Source organism: Candidatus Eremiobacteraceae bacterium (assembly GCA_035295225.1).
Classification (GTDB): domain Bacteria; phylum Vulcanimicrobiota; class Vulcanimicrobiia; order Eremiobacterales; family Eremiobacteraceae; genus JABCYQ01.
Genome location: DATGJI010000042.1, coordinates 37,875 through 55,350 on the forward strand (window position 1 = coordinate 37,875; position 17,476 = coordinate 55,350).

General features: G+C 61.7%; 17 protein-coding genes and 1 riboswitch. Of the genes, 7 read left to right on the forward strand and 10 right to left on the reverse strand.

What is annotated here, in order from left to right; genetic code table 11:
• Window positions 1–10: 10 nt before the first annotated feature.
• Window positions 11–1,147 (reverse strand): hypothetical protein, encoded by a 1,137-nt coding sequence (locus VKT51_06670; protein ID HLJ83834.1) that lies wholly within the window; start codon window positions 1,145–1,147, stop codon window positions 11–13.
• A gap of 147 nt (window positions 1,148–1,294) precedes the next feature.
• On the opposite strand from VKT51_06670, the gene VKT51_06675 reads away from it, so the two are divergent.
• Window positions 1,295–1,921 carry a hypothetical protein gene (locus VKT51_06675; GenBank protein ID HLJ83835.1) on the forward strand — a complete coding sequence of 209 codons (627 nt, stop codon included), beginning with the start codon at window positions 1,295–1,297 and terminating at the stop codon, window positions 1,919–1,921.
• 96 nt (window positions 1,922–2,017) lie between these two features.
• Here VKT51_06675 and VKT51_06680 read toward each other — a convergent pair whose 3' ends face one another.
• The gene (locus tag VKT51_06680; GenBank protein HLJ83836.1) at window positions 2,018–3,319 is read right to left on the reverse strand and encodes a hypothetical protein; all 1,302 of its coding nucleotides are present in this window, start codon (window positions 3,317–3,319) and stop codon (window positions 2,018–2,020) included.
• 3 nt (window positions 3,320–3,322) lie between these two features.
• Window positions 3,323–3,456: riboswitch (cyclic di-AMP (ydaO/yuaA leader) on the reverse strand.
• Between the two features lie 158 nt (window positions 3,457–3,614).
• On the opposite strand from VKT51_06680, the gene VKT51_06685 reads away from it, so the two are divergent.
• A complete protein-coding gene (locus VKT51_06685) occupies window positions 3,615–4,301 on the forward strand; it encodes a response regulator transcription factor (protein HLJ83837.1) in 687 nt (228 codons plus the stop codon).
• A gap of 31 nt (window positions 4,302–4,332) precedes the next feature.
• The gene (locus tag VKT51_06690) at window positions 4,333–6,324 is read left to right on the forward strand and encodes a serine hydrolase (GenBank protein HLJ83838.1); all 1,992 of its coding nucleotides are present in this window, start codon (window positions 4,333–4,335) and stop codon (window positions 6,322–6,324) included.
• A 9-nt stretch (window positions 6,325–6,333) separates the two neighbouring features.
• Here the strand turns inward: VKT51_06690 and VKT51_06695 are convergent, their stop codons facing one another.
• Both VKT51_06695 and VKT51_06700 read right to left on the reverse strand, forming a co-directional pair.
• The gene (locus tag VKT51_06695) at window positions 6,334–7,839 is read right to left on the reverse strand and encodes a HAMP domain-containing sensor histidine kinase (protein HLJ83839.1); all 1,506 of its coding nucleotides are present in this window, start codon (window positions 7,837–7,839) and stop codon (window positions 6,334–6,336) included.
• Window positions 7,840–7,976: 137 nt separating this feature from the next.
• Entirely contained in the window at window positions 7,977–8,546 is a 570-nt protein-coding gene (locus VKT51_06700; GenBank protein HLJ83840.1) for a hypothetical protein, read from the reverse strand.
• A gap of 186 nt (window positions 8,547–8,732) precedes the next feature.
• Here VKT51_06700 and VKT51_06705 point away from each other — a divergent pair, with 186 nt between their 5' ends.
• Window positions 8,733–9,380: a hypothetical protein gene (locus VKT51_06705; protein HLJ83841.1), complete on the forward strand. Its 648-nt coding sequence runs from the start codon at window positions 8,733–8,735 to the stop codon at window positions 9,378–9,380.
• 208 nt (window positions 9,381–9,588) lie between these two features.
• Here VKT51_06705 and VKT51_06710 read toward each other — a convergent pair whose 3' ends face one another.
• Window positions 9,589–9,939: an STAS domain-containing protein gene (locus tag VKT51_06710; protein ID HLJ83842.1), complete on the reverse strand. Its 351-nt coding sequence runs from the start codon at window positions 9,937–9,939 to the stop codon at window positions 9,589–9,591.
• A 131-nt stretch (window positions 9,940–10,070) separates the two neighbouring features.
• Between VKT51_06710 and VKT51_06715 the strand changes: the two genes are divergently transcribed.
• Both VKT51_06715 and VKT51_06720 read left to right on the forward strand, forming a co-directional pair.
• Window positions 10,071–10,337: a GlsB/YeaQ/YmgE family stress response membrane protein gene (locus tag VKT51_06715; protein HLJ83843.1), complete on the forward strand. Its 267-nt coding sequence runs from the start codon at window positions 10,071–10,073 to the stop codon at window positions 10,335–10,337.
• 76 nt (window positions 10,338–10,413) lie between these two features.
• Complete coding sequence (locus VKT51_06720) at window positions 10,414–11,679, forward strand: divalent metal cation transporter (GenBank protein ID HLJ83844.1); 1,266 nt, start codon at window positions 10,414–10,416, stop codon at window positions 11,677–11,679.
• Here the strand turns inward: VKT51_06720 and VKT51_06725 are convergent.
• Window positions 11,660–12,064 carry an ATP-binding protein gene (locus VKT51_06725; GenBank protein HLJ83845.1) on the reverse strand — a complete coding sequence of 135 codons (405 nt, stop codon included), beginning with the start codon at window positions 12,062–12,064 and terminating at the stop codon, window positions 11,660–11,662. The genes VKT51_06720 and VKT51_06725 overlap by 20 nt on opposite strands.
• 55 nt (window positions 12,065–12,119) lie before the next feature.
• Window positions 12,120–12,278 carry a lmo0937 family membrane protein gene (locus tag VKT51_06730; protein HLJ83846.1) on the reverse strand — a complete coding sequence of 53 codons (159 nt, stop codon included), beginning with the start codon at window positions 12,276–12,278 and terminating at the stop codon, window positions 12,120–12,122.
• 221 nt (window positions 12,279–12,499) lie between these two features.
• On the opposite strand from VKT51_06730, the gene VKT51_06735 reads away from it, so the two are divergent.
• The gene (locus VKT51_06735) at window positions 12,500–13,327 is read left to right on the forward strand and encodes a DUF4397 domain-containing protein (GenBank protein ID HLJ83847.1); all 828 of its coding nucleotides are present in this window, start codon (window positions 12,500–12,502) and stop codon (window positions 13,325–13,327) included.
• Between the two features lie 46 nt (window positions 13,328–13,373).
• Here the strand turns inward: VKT51_06735 and VKT51_06740 are convergent, their stop codons facing one another.
• From VKT51_06740 to VKT51_06750, 3 genes are read right to left on the reverse strand one after another with little or no spacing between them, the layout of a single operon-like run.
• Window positions 13,374–14,528 carry an acetate/propionate family kinase gene (locus VKT51_06740; protein ID HLJ83848.1) on the reverse strand — a complete coding sequence of 385 codons (1,155 nt, stop codon included), beginning with the start codon at window positions 14,526–14,528 and terminating at the stop codon, window positions 13,374–13,376.
• A gap of 22 nt (window positions 14,529–14,550) precedes the next feature.
• Window positions 14,551–16,920 carry a phosphoketolase family protein gene (locus VKT51_06745; protein HLJ83849.1) on the reverse strand — a complete coding sequence of 790 codons (2,370 nt, stop codon included), beginning with the start codon at window positions 16,918–16,920 and terminating at the stop codon, window positions 14,551–14,553.
• Window positions 16,917–17,393 carry a hypothetical protein gene (locus VKT51_06750; GenBank protein ID HLJ83850.1) on the reverse strand — a complete coding sequence of 159 codons (477 nt, stop codon included), beginning with the start codon at window positions 17,391–17,393 and terminating at the stop codon, window positions 16,917–16,919. The genes VKT51_06745 and VKT51_06750 overlap by 4 nt, the downstream gene beginning before the upstream one ends.
• Window positions 17,394–17,476 lie beyond the last annotated feature (83 nt).

The following is a 17,476-nucleotide window of genomic DNA, read 5'->3' on the forward strand; positions in this document are numbered from 1 at the left end:
ACCGGTATGTCTACGGTTCCTTGCCGTCGTCCGTCAGGGTCGGAAGGCTCAACGCCGGCAGCGGACCGCTCAAGGGCTGAGGCGCGCTGCGTACGATGCCGGCGATCATATCGCTCCACGCGAGGCCGAGCGACGGCTGGAGCGTTCCCACGATATGCGTACCGGCCGGCTCTTGCCGGAATTCGACCGGAATTCCGGACGCGTCGAGATATGCTGCGGTGAGCTCTCCGTAGCGCGCCGGGATGCTGTCATCGAGCTTTCCATTGATGACGTAGACGGGCATATTTTGGAAGTGCCAGAGCACGTCCGCGACGTCGCCGTTCACGAGCGATCCGGAAATGCACATGATGCCGGCCCAACGGCTCGCGTGGATAGGCCCCACGATGAAGACCGAAAACCCGCCCATCGAATACCCTGCGAGAAATATCTTGCGCGGATCAGGATGGAAAGCCGCGACCGCGAGATCGCGAGCTTGATACACTTCTTCCGCTGCGGGCGGCGCAAAATCGTAATTGCCTCGTCCATACGGCGCGACGATGATCGTCTGCGTGCTGTCGGCCAGCGCCTTGAATACGGATCCGCCGAGGATCTGCGATTCGGTCTGCGGCCGGCCGTGGAGAAGAACGACGAGAGCGGGATGCGGACCGGGCGATGGCGGCACGTAGATCGCCATCGGCTGATACGTCCCGTCAAATTTCGAGACCATGACGCGCTCGACGAGCCCGTGAGCCGATTCGAGCGGAAGCGGTTTGCCGGATAACGCCTGACTCAGGAAGTCGGTATCCAGCTGTGCCACATTCGCGATCCGCCGATACCAATCGGCCGGCGGATACCCATCGGGGCGAGAGTCGGTGGTGAGGGCGGTATAGTCGTCGTCGAATCGCTGGCTCAGGTCTGCCGCGCCATTGAGGCCGACGGCGCGAGTCAGCTGATCGAAGTGGCTTTGCAGCAGCGCGCGCGATTGCTGAACCTCGACGATCGCTGCCTGCTGATCCGACGGCGCGAAGCCGCGATCATCGCTCGCAGCAGGTGCTGGCGTTGACGACTCCCCGGATGCCGCCGCGAAAGACGAGAGCAGCACGATCATCGCCGTCAACGAAAATGTGCGCATGGCCGTGATGAGATTGGACGCCGCAGAATTCGACATACGGAGGCATTCAATCCGCAAGTCGGTCCCTCCCGGATTTTGCCTGCCCAAAGGGGGGAACTGCCGTGGGCTCCAAGTGCGCGGCGGGACGAAATACGCGGACTATTAATGTTTCGCTTAGATAGCCGGACGGAGGAATCAGTACAGATGACTCGAGTTTCACTTTTTGCCGTTAGCGCGTGTTTTACGCTTATGCTCGCCGGATGTTCTTCGGGCGGCAGCGGCGGCGCTCAAAGCCAATCAGCCGGGAGCGCATCCGGCGCGATGCTCGCCGCGAGCGGCACCGAAGTGGATGGTGCATTGCAACAAGAATTGAGTTCCAATAAGAGCAAGGTCGGCGATACCTTTTCGCTGCTCGAACGCGACACGTTCTTCCATAAGAATCCGCAGCTGAACCAGGCACGTATCGACGGGCACGTGACGAACGTTTCGCCCGCCAGCCCACTGCACAATGCGACGATGACCGTCGTCTTCGATGATGTACGATTGAGCGACGGCACGACGATGCCGCTACGTGCGACCATCATCTCGCTGGGAGATTTTGAACCGAAGAGCCACATGCTTCGCAATGCTGGTATCGTCATCGGTTCAGCAGTCGTCGGTCACATGGTCGCAAAGCACACGGGAAATAAAATGGGAACGCTTGCCGGAGCCGCGGCAGGAGTTGCGCTCGCGTCGTCACTGAAGTCGAATATCGTGATCAAGCCCGGCGCAATCATCCGCCTGAGGCTGACGGAAGATCTGATGCGTTCCCCAGCGCCGGCGTCGACGTAGTTCCCGGCCTCGCGAACGTAGGGCGGGGCCGACGAGTGTCGGCCCCTTCAACCGGCTAGCGCGCGCCGACGAGCGTCGGCCCGTTCGCCGGTCCGCTCATTGGATCGCGATTACCGCCGTTTCGGCTGCGACCGACCCCGGCGGAGGGCTGCCGTTCACAAAAACGGTGCCGCCGTCCAGAACGCCGCCGCCGCGCAGCGTCAGCGTGTGGCTGTAGGTGCCCGGCCAAGGAAAAGTCTTCGAACCGGCGCGGTTCGAATTGACGACGATCGCACACCGGCCGACGCTCACGCCGAGCAAGTAGCACGAATTGTATTGGCGGCCGTATGTGCCGCCGGGTTGGAGCAGGGCGCTGATGTCGGTCGGTTCTCCGACGACAGGATCCAACGGTACGAACTCGACTTCCGGATCGATGTCGAAGCCCGTCGGGGTGGGAAACTTCTCAGAAACGATCGTTGTGGCCGGATCGTATGTGAGCAGGATTGACGCGTCCATGTACAATCGCAACGGAATCGCTTGCGCGGCAGGTGTCAGGTTCAACCCTCGACATGAGAACAATTTCTGGGCAGCGACCATTTGCAGCTCCGTGTTCTCCATGGCAGCCCAAACCTTCTCGTGCGGTTTTGCGTCGCTGCCCGCGCTGGAATAACACCCTTCCATAAATCCGCCCACGCTCGTCTTGTTCAAGCCGATCGAGGGACTCGATGACCAGTGGCCTTCGTCGTCGGCGAGGGCTCCCAGCCCATTGTAGATGATCGTCCGATTCAGTGCGCGATCCATCGCGTTTGTTGCTGCCGTCCAATCGTCTTGCTTGAAGTTGCATGGCAAGGCGCTCGTGACGCCGACCACGATATCTGCAGAATCCTCGTACACCGCATCGAATTGACCGCCGACGCCGTCGACCCAATTTTTCCAGAGTTCGGCGAGCTTCGTCGAGTGAGGATCCATGAGATATCTACCGGGTTTCAGCGGAAACGTGATCCGGTGACCGGCACAATCGTGGGCAAAGGTGGACTCTACGTCCGAATAGAGCGGATCGCCCGGTGCGACGCGATTGGGGTCGGTGTAAAATTCTGTCTTGACTCCAAGGCTGTGAAGTATGACGGACTGCGCGACCGTCGCCGTGGCCCACGTGAGCCATGGCGCCATTTTTGACCACGCCCCGTGAGGCGCGCCGTCTGCGGCGTATAGTTCCGTCAATTGGTGCGGTTGAACGGCAAGGGCGTGCTCGGCCGGAACGGGGACCACGCTGTTCATCGCACTGTTTGCGGGCGCTGTCGGGGGAAGCGGCAGCGCGCCGTTGGAATGCGCGCAGCCGACGAGCAACGCAGTTACGGATGCGATCCCAAGCACGCGCGCCGAATGTCGCACATGCGCGAACGCATGAGTCATTCTCATGATCGATAGTCTTTCCGTCGCCTGCGAGGTTAGCTGACGGGTTAGCGCGGAAAGTGCGCTTCGCTTGCTACGAGCACGCGATTCACCCCTACGTTGGTTCCCCCGCTCCGCGGGCTCGGATTCGGCGCCCTTGCCCGGCTTGAACCTCGCATGGTTTGACTCCGTCTCCACGAACTTCCCTCGCTTTTGCCATTGCTTGCCCGGCAGGAGTGCTCGCGGCGAGAATCGACGCACCGCGATACCGCTGCAGCCGACCGGAGAGGCAAGAACTGCTCACGGCACAAAATACGCGCGGATGAAGGCCGTTGTCGGCGCGAAGATCCTCGTCATCGACGACGAGAAGCGCATCCGGGAGATGCTGCAGATCGGTCTGGAACGGCAGGGATTCTCGGTCCGCTGTCTTCCCGATGGCCGGTCGCTCGCCGCGGCCATAGACGAGTGGCATCCCGACGCCGTTCTCCTCGACGTGATGCTGCCGTATGCCGACGGCTTCACGTTGCTGCCGCAGATCAGGCGCAGAACGCACGCACCGATCATCATGTTGACGGCAAAGGGTGACGTAGACGACCGCGTGACGGGTCTCGAACTCGGCGCGGACGACTATCTGCCGAAACCGTTCGCGTTGAACGAACTTGTCGCGCGTCTCAACGCGGCACTACGCAGGCCGGCGCTTGCGGCCGAAGAGCGCTTCGCCTTTGCCGACCTTGTGATAAATCTCGGAACTCACGAGGTGCGGCGCGGCGACACGATCGTGAGTTTGACGCCGCGCGAATATTCGCTTCTGGTCGCGCTCGCGCGCGAACCCCGCCGCGTGTTCAGCAAAGAACAACTGTTGAACGCCGCATGGGGGCATGATTTCGACGGCGATATCGGCGTGGTCGAGACGTACGTCTCGTATTTGCGCGCTAAGATCGACGCAGGTTTCGAAGTGAAATTGATCCACACCATCCGCGGTGCCGGTTACTCGCTTCGGACGGGCTGATCTCTTGGGCGTCGCTTTCCCCGGGCGGAGGATGAGAATGTACCTCGGAGCGCTGGTTCTCACGCTTGCGATCGCAAATCCGCCGGTTGCGCGCGCTATGCCTCTCGCGACCGCCGCCGACATCAGATCGCTCATAAGCCGGCGGATCGACCAGAGCCCGGGTGTCGGCGTGATCGTCGGGGTCATCGACCACCACACAACGAGGATATACAAGGCGGGCGAAACGGGCAACCAGTCCTTGCTCGGCGAGCATACGCTGTTCGAAATCGGGTCGGTCTCTAAGACGTTTACCGCGACGATCCTTGCGTCGATGGTGCTCGACGGGAGCGTGAAACTCGACGATCCTGTTGCGAAATATCTTCCGGCTACCGTCCGCGTCCCATCGCGCAACGGCAAGCAGATCACGCTGCTCGATCTTGCGACGCAACATTCCGGCCTGCCGCGGTTGCCGTCGAACATGGATTTCGCCGATCCAAGCGACCCATATGCCGATTACACGCTCGCGGATATGTACAGATTCCTCGAGGGATATTCGCTTCCGCGCGACCCCGGACAGAGCTTCGAGTATTCCAATCTTGGCGTGGGCTTGCTCGGCGACGCGCTTGCGGCGCGCGCAGGCGTGACGTACAGCGTTCTTCTTCAGAAGAGAGTGCTTGCGCCGCTTGGCATGACGGACACCGCAATCGCGTTGAGCGCGGACCAGCGAGCGCGATTTGCGGTTGGGCACGACGGTGACGGGCAAGCGGTGAAACCATGGACCTTCCAAGCGCTCGCACCGGCGGGCGCAATCCGTTCCACCATCGCCGACATGCTGAAGTATGTCCGCTGCAACATGGGCCAAGGCCCGCTGGCTCGCGTGTGCGAGTTCGCGCAGCGCCCGCGATCCACGTTTCCAGGCAATCAGATCGGTCTCGTCTGGTGGACCGGTGATGTCACGCCGATCATCCACCACGGCGGCGATACGGCCGGCTTCCATGCATCCGTCGCAGTTTCTCCGGACCGCGAAATCGGCGTCGTGGCTCTGACGAACGGCGGTCTGCCGGTGGACGATCTCGCCGTTCACGTCATCGACGCCGCGCTTCCGGTCGCGCAATGGCCGAAGCTCGCGCAGCTCGACACGTCGACGCTGCAATCATATGTCGGGCGCTATGACCTCAAAGAAGCGGGCGGTCTGCTCAGCGTGACGCGCAGCGGCGATCGGCTCTTCGCGCGCTTGACCGGACAAGAGCCTGCTGCGATCTACCCCTCGGCGAAGGATGTGTTCCACTATCGCGTCGTCGACGCAGAGCTGGATTTCTCTCGCGATGCCGCCGGCGACGTCTCATCGGTCGTCTTGCAACAAGACGGCCGCGAGATCCGCGGCACGAAACTCAGCGCTTCAGCCGCAGACCCCACGACCGCTCCCACGACGGCACAGCCTTCGACCGCTTCGCCGTCGCCCACGCCCGCGTCAGCGGGCGCGTCGTCAGCGATCGACCTCGGTGAGTATGTAGGAGACTATGTCGCAAGCCAGGGTGCGATCTTCACGATCAGCCGCAGCGGCGATCAGTTATCTGTTCAGCTCACCGGCCAGCCGGCCATACCGATCTACCCTTCGGCGAAGGACGTGTTCAACGCGCGAATCGTCGTCGCGCAGATCGTCTTCAAACGCGACGCGCAGGGCAAGATCAATGCACTCGAACTGCACCAGAATGGTGTCGTCGTGCAAGCGGCTCGATCCGTCGGTCCGCTGCCGCAGCCTTCTTATCCGCCGATCGTCAAGCTCGATGATGCGACGATGAACGGATACCTCGGAACGTACGTCGCGAGCCCTGGGGCGGCGTTTACCGTCTCTCGCACGGCCGACCAGTTGCTCGTGCAGCTGACCGGACAGCCGTCATGGCCGGTTTACGCTTCGGCGAAGGACGAATTCTTCTATAAAGTAGTCGCAGCGCAGATCTCGTTCGTGCGCGACGCAAGCGGGAAGGTCACCGGCTTGGTCTTGCATCAGAACGGACGTGACATTCCGGCTACGAAGATGTAGGGCGGAACTTCATGGTCCGCCCGTCGAGGCGGGTGTGAACGACGCGGGAAGCTTGACGACGACGCGAACGCCGCGGCCGGGTGCGGTATCCATCTCGACGCCGCCGCCGGCTCGATCCGCGATGCGCTTCACGATCGCAAGACCGAGCCCCGATCCTGGAATGTTGCCTCTGTTATCGCCGCGAGAAAAGCGATCGAACGCACGCACCCGTAACGCGGGATCCATGCCGGGACCGTCGTCGGACACTTCGACTTCGACGTAGCCGTTGATCCTGCGCACCGCCGCTCGCGTGGTCGAGCCGGGCGCGTACTTGATCGCGTTGTCGAGCAGGTTGCCGATCAATTCGCGAACTTCATTCGGCGTCGACTGCGCGCGGGCGTCGCCGGCAGCCGAGAATTCGAGCTTTGATTGGCCCGCCAGCGTGCGAAACGATTCGACGACTTCACGTGCGATCGCCGCGATGTCGACTTCTTCACGATTCTCGGGCGCGACGGAATCAAGTCGCGCGAGCAAGAGCAGTTTGCCGATCAGCGCGCGCATGCGTTCGCCTTCGATCGACATCGACTCCAAGATTCGCTGTGCGAGCGCTTCCTCGCGCACCGCCCCTTGGCGAAGCACATCGAGGAAACCCATGACGACCGTGAGCGGCGTCCGCAACTCGTGGCCGGCCTCGGCGACGAACTGGCGCATGTTGTTCTCGGCATCGGTTTGCCGTTTGAGGGCTCCGGTCACCTGATCGGCGGCCGCATTGTAAGCCGAAACAACGCCTTGATCTTTCTGTTCGGCATCGACGAGCTCTATGCGCGCGTAGTCGCCTTTGGTCCAGCGCAGCAGCGCGCCCTCGACGGTTGCCATGGGTCCGAGCTGTCGCCGTACGACGCGGCCCAGCACAAACCAGGCAAGGACCGCACCGATGATGAGCAGAGCCGTCATTGCGATCAGGTAGCCGCGCAGAGCGGCGACCGCGAGCGACGATTGGAGCTGGAGCACGGCGAAGCCGCCGGGGAAGTGCACGGCTGTCGACGTGACCGGCAGTACGGAGCCCGGAGCCGCCTCGAGCAGGGGAGCGCTCATGAACATCCCGCCGCGCACCGCGAACGCCTGATCCGGCGGAGGCGGGAGTCCTTGCGGCGGCTTTGGACTTGGGCCGACGTGGAAGTTGAACGACTGAACGCCGGTGCGCATGACGATCGCGTGAGACTCAGCCATCGACGGCGCCGAAGCGTCGCCCGAAATCCGTCGGCCCGAATCGTCGAAGATGCTCACCGCCACGTCTGGCCGGGGCGGAAGTTGGCCGAGCTTTGGCAACAGTTCCTTATCCTGCGCGCCGCCTGCGCGAAGGTCCATGGCCGAACGGAAGATGTCGCCGGCCGCGCCCGTGAGCGCGGCGTCATCCAACCGGCTGCCTACGACCGCAGCATTGAGGAAATACGCCGACAATAATGCGGCCGCGAGTGCCCAGACGATGAAGAATGCACACTGAAGGCGAGTTAGTCTCGTTGCGATCGGGTTCATGCCGCTGAACGATTCATGGCCGACGCATGCTTGGATAAAGGCCCGAAGCAGCCTGCACAAACGAGGCCGGCCGATTCGGCCGGCCTCGTGCTGCAGCGCTGCCGCAGAACATCACGCATCGGGCTGAGGAGCGATTCCTAATGCGTGACCGTCTTGTCGATGAACACGCGATGCATTTCCATCATCGGGCCCGCGGATCCGAGCATCAGTAACGCGTGGCCGGCATCGAGCGTGCGTGGACCGTCGCCAAACACTCGGTTCTGCACCCTCACCGCTCCGGAGGCGCCGTTCGCGCCTTGCGGCGGAGCAGGCATCGGCGGCATGTGCGCGCGCATCAGGGCATCCATCTGTTGATGGAATTGCGTCGCGATGCGTAAAATCGACTGCGTCTCCTGCGCGCTCAACGCAGCATCGATTTGCCTGGCGGCCGCATCATAATCCGGATCAGCGGACAGCGCGAGATTGCCGATCGTCTGCGCGAGCATCGTTCGGTGCTGCGCGCTGAGTGACTGAAGGAGCGCGGTTCGCATGCCGACGGTGAGCTGGTGGACTTGAGCGTGCATCTGCGCCATGTCCGGCGGGGGGCCGTTGAAACCTCCACCCATGATCATCTGGGGACCGCACGGAGCGGGCGGCTCGGCTGCCATCGCCCCAAGGGGAAGCGCGGAAATTGCAATCGCGAGCATTGCCGTGTTCAGTCTGTTCATGAGTGAACACTACTGCGCACGCCTTAGATTGTGCTGAGAACGACGTGTATCGGGGCTTACACTCAGGCTCTCTCGTCGGGCCGCGCGGTGTCGTCCGGCTGCGATTCTTGAGTTGGCGCCGAGGGCGGGGCCGGCGGAGGGAGAATGTACCCGTACTGATAGTCGCTTGCATAGTCACAATAGAACATGGCTGGAAAATACCCAATTTTTACGCCGTTAACCAACGGCCGAGTACAGCATATCGGCAGCGCGCGGCTCAGCGTCCTCACAGCCGCCTTCGCAGCCGCGCTCGCGTTTGGGTCTCTTTGCGGATGTGCAGAACAAGCGGCTAACGATATCCGGCACCGCACTGCACCGTTCACTTCTACGCGGGATCAGGCCATCAATGCGGTGGTCACCTCGCGACGAATCTTGCCGGCTGCTTCCCTCGGTCAACTGCAGATGTGCTACGCAGACGTCCAGTCGAAAGCAAATGCGTATGCCGGGTTTCTCGTCGCGCTCGTGTCGGACGGAACGTACGACGACGCAGCCAACGTCACGCTGTCGCAGCAGATGGGCGCCGCGATCGGCGCGTTTGATGATTGCGAATTGAAATTGCAGCGCGCCGACGCCACGCTTGCGCCGTCCACAAACGCCGCAGGGGCGGTCACGCAGCCTTCATCGCTCCCGGTGCTCTCCGCCGACTGGGTTCCTGCGTTTTCGGCGTCGGTTTCCGGCTACTGGCGACGTGACCAAAAGCAGATCCGTACGCTCTCGGCGGCCGAGAAAAGCGACCTGATCAAGAACCTCAACGCCGCGTTGATGTTTCCCGACTTCGATCAGATACAGTCCTGAAGAAGATTCATTTCTGAAGGGGCAGTTCTGAAGGGGCCGACGTCAGTCGGCCCGCGTGAAGGTCCTGAAGGGGCCGACGTCAGTCGGCCCGCGTGAAAGTCCTGAAGGGGCCGACGTCAGTCGGCCCGCGTGAAAGTCCTGAAGGGGCCGACGTCAGTCGGCCCGCGCGAAAGTCCTGAAGGGGCCGACTGACGTCGGCCCCTTCATCTCAGAGCGATTCGCGGATGTCGAAGATTCGATTAAGCCCCGTCATGTCGAAGATCTTGGCGAGCTGACGATTTAGCCCGACGAGCGCGATCGTTCCGTGGTGTTCGTGTGCCCGCTTGAACGCGGCCACGAGGACACCGAGTCCGGTTGAGTCCATATACGCAACGCGGCTGAGATCGACGACGACCGAATAATTGCCTTGATCCAGTTCGCGAGTGAGCGCGGCCTTCAATGGGCGGGCAGAAAACACGTCGACTTCGCCGGATACTTCGATGACGCGAGCGTTGAGGCGCTTAGACGCGCGCACGCGCACCTCAAACCGATCTTGTTCCTCGCGAGCACGATCTAACATATAGTTCGCTAGGTTGTTCCCAGAATCATATCCGTCCAAACAACGGGCCTTTGAGCTCTAACGCGTGTTTGAGTCCTGGTTCGTCTGGGCACACGGCTACCGCACTTGCTTACGTCAGGAGGCATCAAATCATGGGCATACTTGCATGGATCGTCGTCGGGATCATAGCCGGCTTCTTGGCGAAGTCCGTGGTTCCCGGTGAAGGCCCGGGGGGAGTGCTAGGCGACATGGTCGTCGGAATCGTCGGAGCACTCATCGGCGGCTGGCTTTTCACTTCCTTTGGAAGCGCCGGCGTGACCGGGTTCAGCTTGTGGAGCGTCCTTGTCGCATTCGTCGGTGGCGTCGTGCTCTTATTGATCATGCGCGCACTAACGGGAGGAATGCGATCTACGGTCTGAAGTCGCGCTTCCCCAAGAGGCGCTTCAGCGCGAGGAGCCGGTCGTTTGACCGGTTTTTCGCGTATTATGAGAAGCGATGAAAGGACTCGCGGCGCTACGGCGCTACCTCGTCAAGCTTGGGCCGGGCTTGATCACGGGCGCGGCCGACGACGACCCGTCCGGAATCTCGACGTATTCGGTCGCCGGCGCCACAACCGGTCTGAGCATGCTCTGGCTGGCTATTCTCACGACGCCCATGATGGCGGTCGTGCAAGGCATGTGCGCGCGCATCTCGATGGTGAGCGGCCAAGGCTTGGCGGCGGTTCTTCGCAGCCGGATCCATCCGGCTCTGCTCTACGTCGTCGCGGCGATGGTCGTCATCGCCAATACGTTCAACGTCGGCGCTGACATCGCGGGCATGGCGGCGTCCGCTAACATGGTGACCGGAATCGCAGTCCTCGTCTGGGTCATCGTCTTCGGCTTAGCTTTGATCGTCATCCAAGTCTATCTCTCGTATAACGTTTTCGTCAGCGTCATCAAATGGCTCTGTCTCGCTCTGTTCGCGTACGTGATCACCGCATTCGTCGTGCATCCCGATTGGCGTCATGTCCTTGCGAGCGCTGTGGTTCCGCACGTCTCCTTGACATCGGCCTGGATCACGACACTCGTCGCGGTTTTGGGGACGACGATCTCACCGTACCTTTTCTTCTGGCAGTCGGCTCTGATGGTAGAAGAAGAAAAAGCGGCCGGGCGCAAGACGGTCGCGGAACGCCGGGGCGCGACGAAGACGGAGGTCGCTGACGCCCATACCGACGTCAACACAGGGATGCTGGCCTCGAATTTGGTGATGTTCTTCATCATCGTCACCACCGCCAGCACTTTGGGCGCGAGCGGAAGCCACCATATCGAATCCGCCCAACAGGCGGCCGAAGCGCTGCGTCCGCTTGCCGGCAAGTTCGCGTATCTGCTCTTCACGCTCGGTATGGTCGGGACGGGAATGCTCGCGGTGCCTTCGCTCGTCGGCTCGTCGGCCTATCTGATCTGCGACGTCTTTCGGCTTCGCCACGGAATGGACGAAAAACCGCACCGCGTCCCCGCATTCTATGGCATTATCGTTGGCGGCATCGTCGCGGGCGTCTTGATGAATTTGATGCGAGTGAACCCGATCAGCGCGCTCTACTGGTCGGCCGTCGCAAACGGTCTCGCCGCGGTGCCGCTCGTCATCCTGGTCACGATCTTATCCAACGACGCGAAAATCGTAGGCAAGTGGCGCAATTCCCCGCTCGCGAACGTCTGGGCTTGTCTCGCGATCGTCACGATGACCGGCGCGGCGATCGGGATGTTCATTCCGTGGGGCAAGTGATCGGTGGATAACGGTGCGGACCGTCATCCTTGCTGCAGTCCATCGTGACTTTCGTGCCCTTCGGCGACATATCGAGCGATACGCGATCCATGAGACTGCGCATCAAGAAGAGCCCAAGGCCGCCGATGCGGTCGGGTTCTCGCGCGAGCTGAGGCAGCGTCTCGGCACCCGGATCGGCAACCGTCACGGTGATCATATCGCCGCGTCCGCGCGCTTCGACGCAGTACCAGCTGTCGGAGGCGGCAGCGTGCATGACAGCATTAGCACAAGCCTCGCCGACGGCGAGGCCGATGTCGAACGTCCGCTCTTCTGAAAAGCCGCGACGGCGCGCGAACCGCACCACCCGGTCGCGCGCTACCGAGACCGTCGCGGGGATGCGCGGCAATCGAAGCGATACTTTACAGGATTTCTTTCGGATCAGGTACTGGTGCTCCCGTCTGCTAAGCGGCTCGACGTCCGCTCAACAGATTGACGATGACGAGGATGACTGCCACGATTAGCAAGATGTGGATAGCAAAGCCGCTTACGTGCAAAGCAACGAACGAGATCAGCCAGATGATGAACAAAATGACGATGATCGCCCAAAGAAGTCCAGCCATGTTATGAGATCCCTACACTTTCTTATCATTGCTCGTACCCTTCCGCCGCCGCGTGAAACGACGCGGCAAGCGAGCGGCCGCCGCGTCTTCGATGAAACGACCGTGAGAATTGTCTTGCCGGCTTAGGCGTCGCGTTTCAGCAAATGCTCTTAGCGGTACGTTATCCGTTATCGAGTCACTTCAAATTCGCAATAGGGTGCGATATTAGGAGATGCAAAGACGTGAACGGACCACGAACGATTATATGGCTTTCTGCGGCGGCCGCGTTAGCGCTCACAGGCTGCAGCAACTTATCCAACGTGATCGGCGGTCTCGGGGGCGGTAAGGGGAATGCGCGGCTGGTCGTCGCCTCGCTCACCACGCCGCAAACGAACATCTCGTTGACGGCCGACGGCGGCACGATCAATTCGGGGCTCAGCGCGACAACGCCCATCGGCACGTATGCGCAGGTAGGAGCCGGCCAAGAGACCTTTGCGATCAACACCGGTGCTGGTACGGGCAACCTCGTCCCGCCGATCAACGTCAGCGTCGCCGCGTCGACGAACTATTCCATCGTTCTTGAAGGCGAGCCCGGCTCCGCCGACTACATGGCTTTCGGTTTTCAGGACACGAACGCTCTGAATAACGCCGCGACGGTTCGTTTCAAGGTGAACAACGCTGCGCCGAACCTCGCGAGCGCGGTCGATGTCTACGTCTGGCTTTCCACCAACGCGATTCCGTCGACGCCGACCGTGGCGAACCTGGGTCTCAATCAAGATTCAGGCAGCGTGGCCGGTGCGCCAGGCAACGCATATATCCCGCAGCAAGGCAGCTCGACGATTCTGCCGGCCGGCGTGTATGATGTCGCCATCGTTCCAGCGGGCACGGTGCCGAACGGTTCGACCGATCTCTTCGACGGATCGACATCGTTCGCGTTGAACACATCGTACTCACTCACCCTCGCGGACATCAACGCGACGCAGAACAACATCGACGTGCTCGTCTCGATCGACGAACCGTTCCAGACACAGAATCAATCGATTCACCGGCAGCGCATCTTGCGGCGCTAAAGCCGCCAAACAGGGAGCGCATGGGCCTGCACGGCCCATGCGCCATTCACGGCTTGATGGTTGCTTGCACTTTGCGCGCGATGATCAGGCTTTCGTCCGATTGGATGACGTGCACGGTGACGCGGCTCTCGGCGCTCGAAACCACGCGCTCACCAGCCGCGTTTTTGGCTGGATCGAGACACGCGCCGACATAGCTGAGGCGGTGAGCGACACGCCCTCGGATCTCGGCCGAGCGTTCGCCGATGCCGCCGGTGAAGACGAGCGTATCCAAGCCGCCCAGAACGGCGATCATAGAACCGGCGTGTTTGACGATCTGATAGACGAAGAGTTCGATCGCATCCCTGGCGTGGACATCGACGGTTTCGCGCTCTAGAAGCGTTTTGAGATCCCCGCCGTGCTGCGACACGCCGGCAAGACCGGACCGCTCACTGAACAACTCCACGAGGTCCGACGCGGTGCTGCCGTTCGACAAGAGATAGAGCAGGATTCCCGGATCGAGGTCGCCGGGCCGCGTGCCCATCATCAACCCGCCGAGCGGGCTGAATCCCATCGTCGTATCTATCGGCTGACCGTCGCGAACGGCGGCGAGACTCGCGCCCGAACCAAGATGAGCGATGAGTACGCGCCCCTCAGCAAGCGGCCCAAGCGTCGAAATCACATACTCGTACGATATGCCGTGGTAGCCGTAGCGCCGTACCAATGGCCCGACGGACCGAGGAAGAGGCAGACGCTTCGCGACGTTCGGCATTCGGCGATGAAATTCGGTATCGAAACAAAGAACGTGCTTGGCTCGCGGGTAGCGCGACATCGCGGCGCGCACGAGGTCGATCTGCGTACGGAGATGCATCGGGTCGAACGGCACGAATCGTTCGAGGTCCGCCAACACGTGGGCCGCCGCATGCGTCGGCGCGACGTGGTCGGGACCACCGAACACGATCCGATGTCCGATAGCGTCGATCTCCGAGCTGCTTTCCCGGGCGACGGCTTCGAATGCGCGATCCAATGCTGCGAGCGGCTCTAAAGGAACCGGCGGCTCTAGGACACGGCGGTTGCCGTCGGCTCGTTCGTACCAAAACAGCGAATTCGTTGGGCCTAGGTTTTCCGCGGCGCCGCGCATGAAGAAGCGACCGACCGCGTCGGACGTCGCATAGAGAGCAAATTTTAGCGAAGACGATCCGCCGTCTAGGGCGAGTATCCTCAAGTAACCTCGGGTCTGCGATTGCTCAGCGCCAAGACGCGACTTCCGGCATGTCGATGCCGTTGTCTGCGATGTACTTGTGATGCGCTTCGAGTCTTTCTGTGAAGAATTCGAAAGCTTCTTGCGAGCCTTCTGCGGCGAGATTCGTCCGGCGCAAGGCTTCCAGAGCGAGATGGAACCGCGACATCCGATTGAGGACAAGCATATCGAATGGCGTGGTGGTGGCCCCCTCCTCGATGTACCCTCGGACGTGAAAGCGCTGTGCGTTTTCGCGCCCGTGCACGAGTTCGTGGATCACGCGCGGGTACCCATGAAACGCGAAGACGACCGGCTCGGCCGAGCCGAACGTTCGCGCAAAATCAGCGAACTCCAGGCCGTGGGGATGCGTCGCGCGCGGCGTAAGCGCAAAAAGATCCATGACGATGACGACCCGGGTGCAAAGCGACGGCACGTGCTTCTTCAAAAGCGCGGCCGCCGCGATCGTCTCCTCGGCGGGCACGTCTCCGGCCGCAGCCAATATGACGTCGGGCGAGGAACCGGCAGCGGATTCGGTGCCCGCCCATTCCCACACCGATGCACCGGCGGCAAAATTCCGTCTCGCATCGTCGATCGCAAGCCATTGCGGCGCTTGATGCTTCGACGCGATGATGAGGTTGATCTCGTTCTTGCTCTGCAGGCAGTGTTCGCCCACGACGAGGAGGCTGTTCGCATCCGGCGGGAAGTAGATGCGGACGATTCCGCCTTTCTTGCTGATGAGGTTATCTATCGATCCAGGCCCTTGATGCGAATAGCCGTTGTGTTCTTGACGCCAAGCGTGCGACGTCAGCAGGATATTGAGCGACGGCACGGGCAGCCGCCACTCGACTTCCCGCGACGACTTGAGCCATTTCGCGTGCTGCGCGATCATCGAGTCCACGATGGGGGCGAAACCCTCGTAGCACGCGTGCATCCCGTACCTGCCGCTCAGCGCGTAGCCCTCGAGCAGGCCTTCGCAGACGTGCTCGCTCAGGATCTCGATCACGCGGCCGTCTCGAGCGAAGTGCTCGTCTTCGGTCGTGAGGGGAAGCATGAACGCGCGCTCGGTGGCCGCGAACACCGGGTCTAGCCGATTCGATGTGGTCTCGTCGGGGCTGAACAGACGAAAGTTCGCCGCTGCCGCATTCTTGAGGAATACTTCACGCAGATATCCGCCCAGCACGCGCGTGGATTCGGCCGACGCGCAGCCGGGCTCGCCGATCTGAATCGCGTTTGCATCGACGTCGGGAAGGGTCAACGGGGGCGGCACCGGCCCCGTGACAATCGGATGCATACCGAGCCGGGCGGCCCCACTTGGACAAGCCCGGGTCACCGCGTGCGAAGGTGTGCCATCGGCATCGAAAAGCGTATCCGGGTCATAACTGCGGAGCCAATTCTCCAGCAGCGCGAGATGCTCGGGATTGTGCGCTGGATCGGCGATGGGCAGTTGGTGTGCGCGCGACGTGCCTTCGACTTGCTTGCCGTCCACAACGCGCGGTCCGGTCCAACCCTTCGGCGTGCGCAGCACGATCGCGGGCCAGCACGAACGTTCCGGCAGCTGCCCCGCACGAGCGGCTTCGCGTATCGCGGCGATTTGTCCGAACGCCCAATCCAGCGCGGCATCCATCATCACATGCGCGTTCATCTCGGTGCGCGGTTCGACGACCCGGATCTCGTAACCGCAGCCATGCAGATACTCGTGCAGCTGAAGGCCGCTGACCCTACCGAAGATCGTCGGGCCAGAAAGCTTGTACCCGTTGAGATGAAGAATCGGAAGCACAGTGCCCGATGTCGCCGGATTGACGAACCGATGCGCCTGCCACGACGCCGCAAGCGGTCCGGTTTCGGCCTCTCCGTCGCCGATCACACAGACCGCGGTCATATCCGGGTTGTCCAACACCGCGCCGAATGCGTGCGCGAGACAGTACCCCAGTTCGCCGCCTTCATGGATCGACCCAGGAATGGCCGGTCCCACGTGGCTCGGCAGTCCGCTCGGATGCGAAAACGCTCGGGCGAGATTCCGCAATCCCGCCTCGGTACGCACATATTGCGGATAGTAATCGCCAAGAGTGCCGTCGAGAAAGAGATTCGCGTTCACCGCCGGCGCGCCGTGGCCGGGTCCTATGATCGGCAAGATCGACTGATTCGGGTCCCGTGCCATCCGATTGAGATGCGCCCAGATGAGATTGATCCCGGGCTGAGTGCCCCAATGCCCAAGCAGCCGCGGCTTGATGTGCGCCTTGGTCAGGGGCGCGCGCAGCAGCACATTGTCCTGCAGATACAATTGCACGGCGCCGATGTAGTTCGCGGCGCGGAAGTACGCCGATGCGTCGAACGTGCCGCTCTCTCGCCGGACCCTCTCCGCGCCGGCTGCGATCACGATGCTTTCGCCGCGAACGCGAGCCTATGCGAGCGTTCCATGTCCTCGGCGATGCTATCCAAAAGCCGCCGCGCGGTATCCCGTGCGACTTTATTTCCCACAATCGCGTCGAAGATCGAACCCAGTTTTCCAAGCGGGGGTTCGTACATACCTTCGAGCGTCATACAGCACATGGAATGGTTTTCATCCGCCGAGATGACGATGCTCCCTGAAAACGTCGGGACCGGGCTACCATCCACGGGATGCCATTCCAGTTCCGTCCGGTCGACGAGGTGGCCGGGATCGGCGACCTCTCGAAACGTGACTTGGACCGTTTTCTTCATCTCGATCTGGCCAGGAATGGGCGTGCGCAACTCGATACCGGACGACAGCGAAAGCTGACCTGCTTGATGCGCGCGTATGAACTCTTCGAAGTACCTTGGTGCTCTACTGAACGGGACGTTGACGTATAGCCGCTCGTGAATCTCCGCCATGACCTTGACCTCCGCCGTAAGACCCCTTGATGCGGCTAAGTTTACGCGGGGCATTGGTAGATTCGGCGAAGGGGGTGTGAATC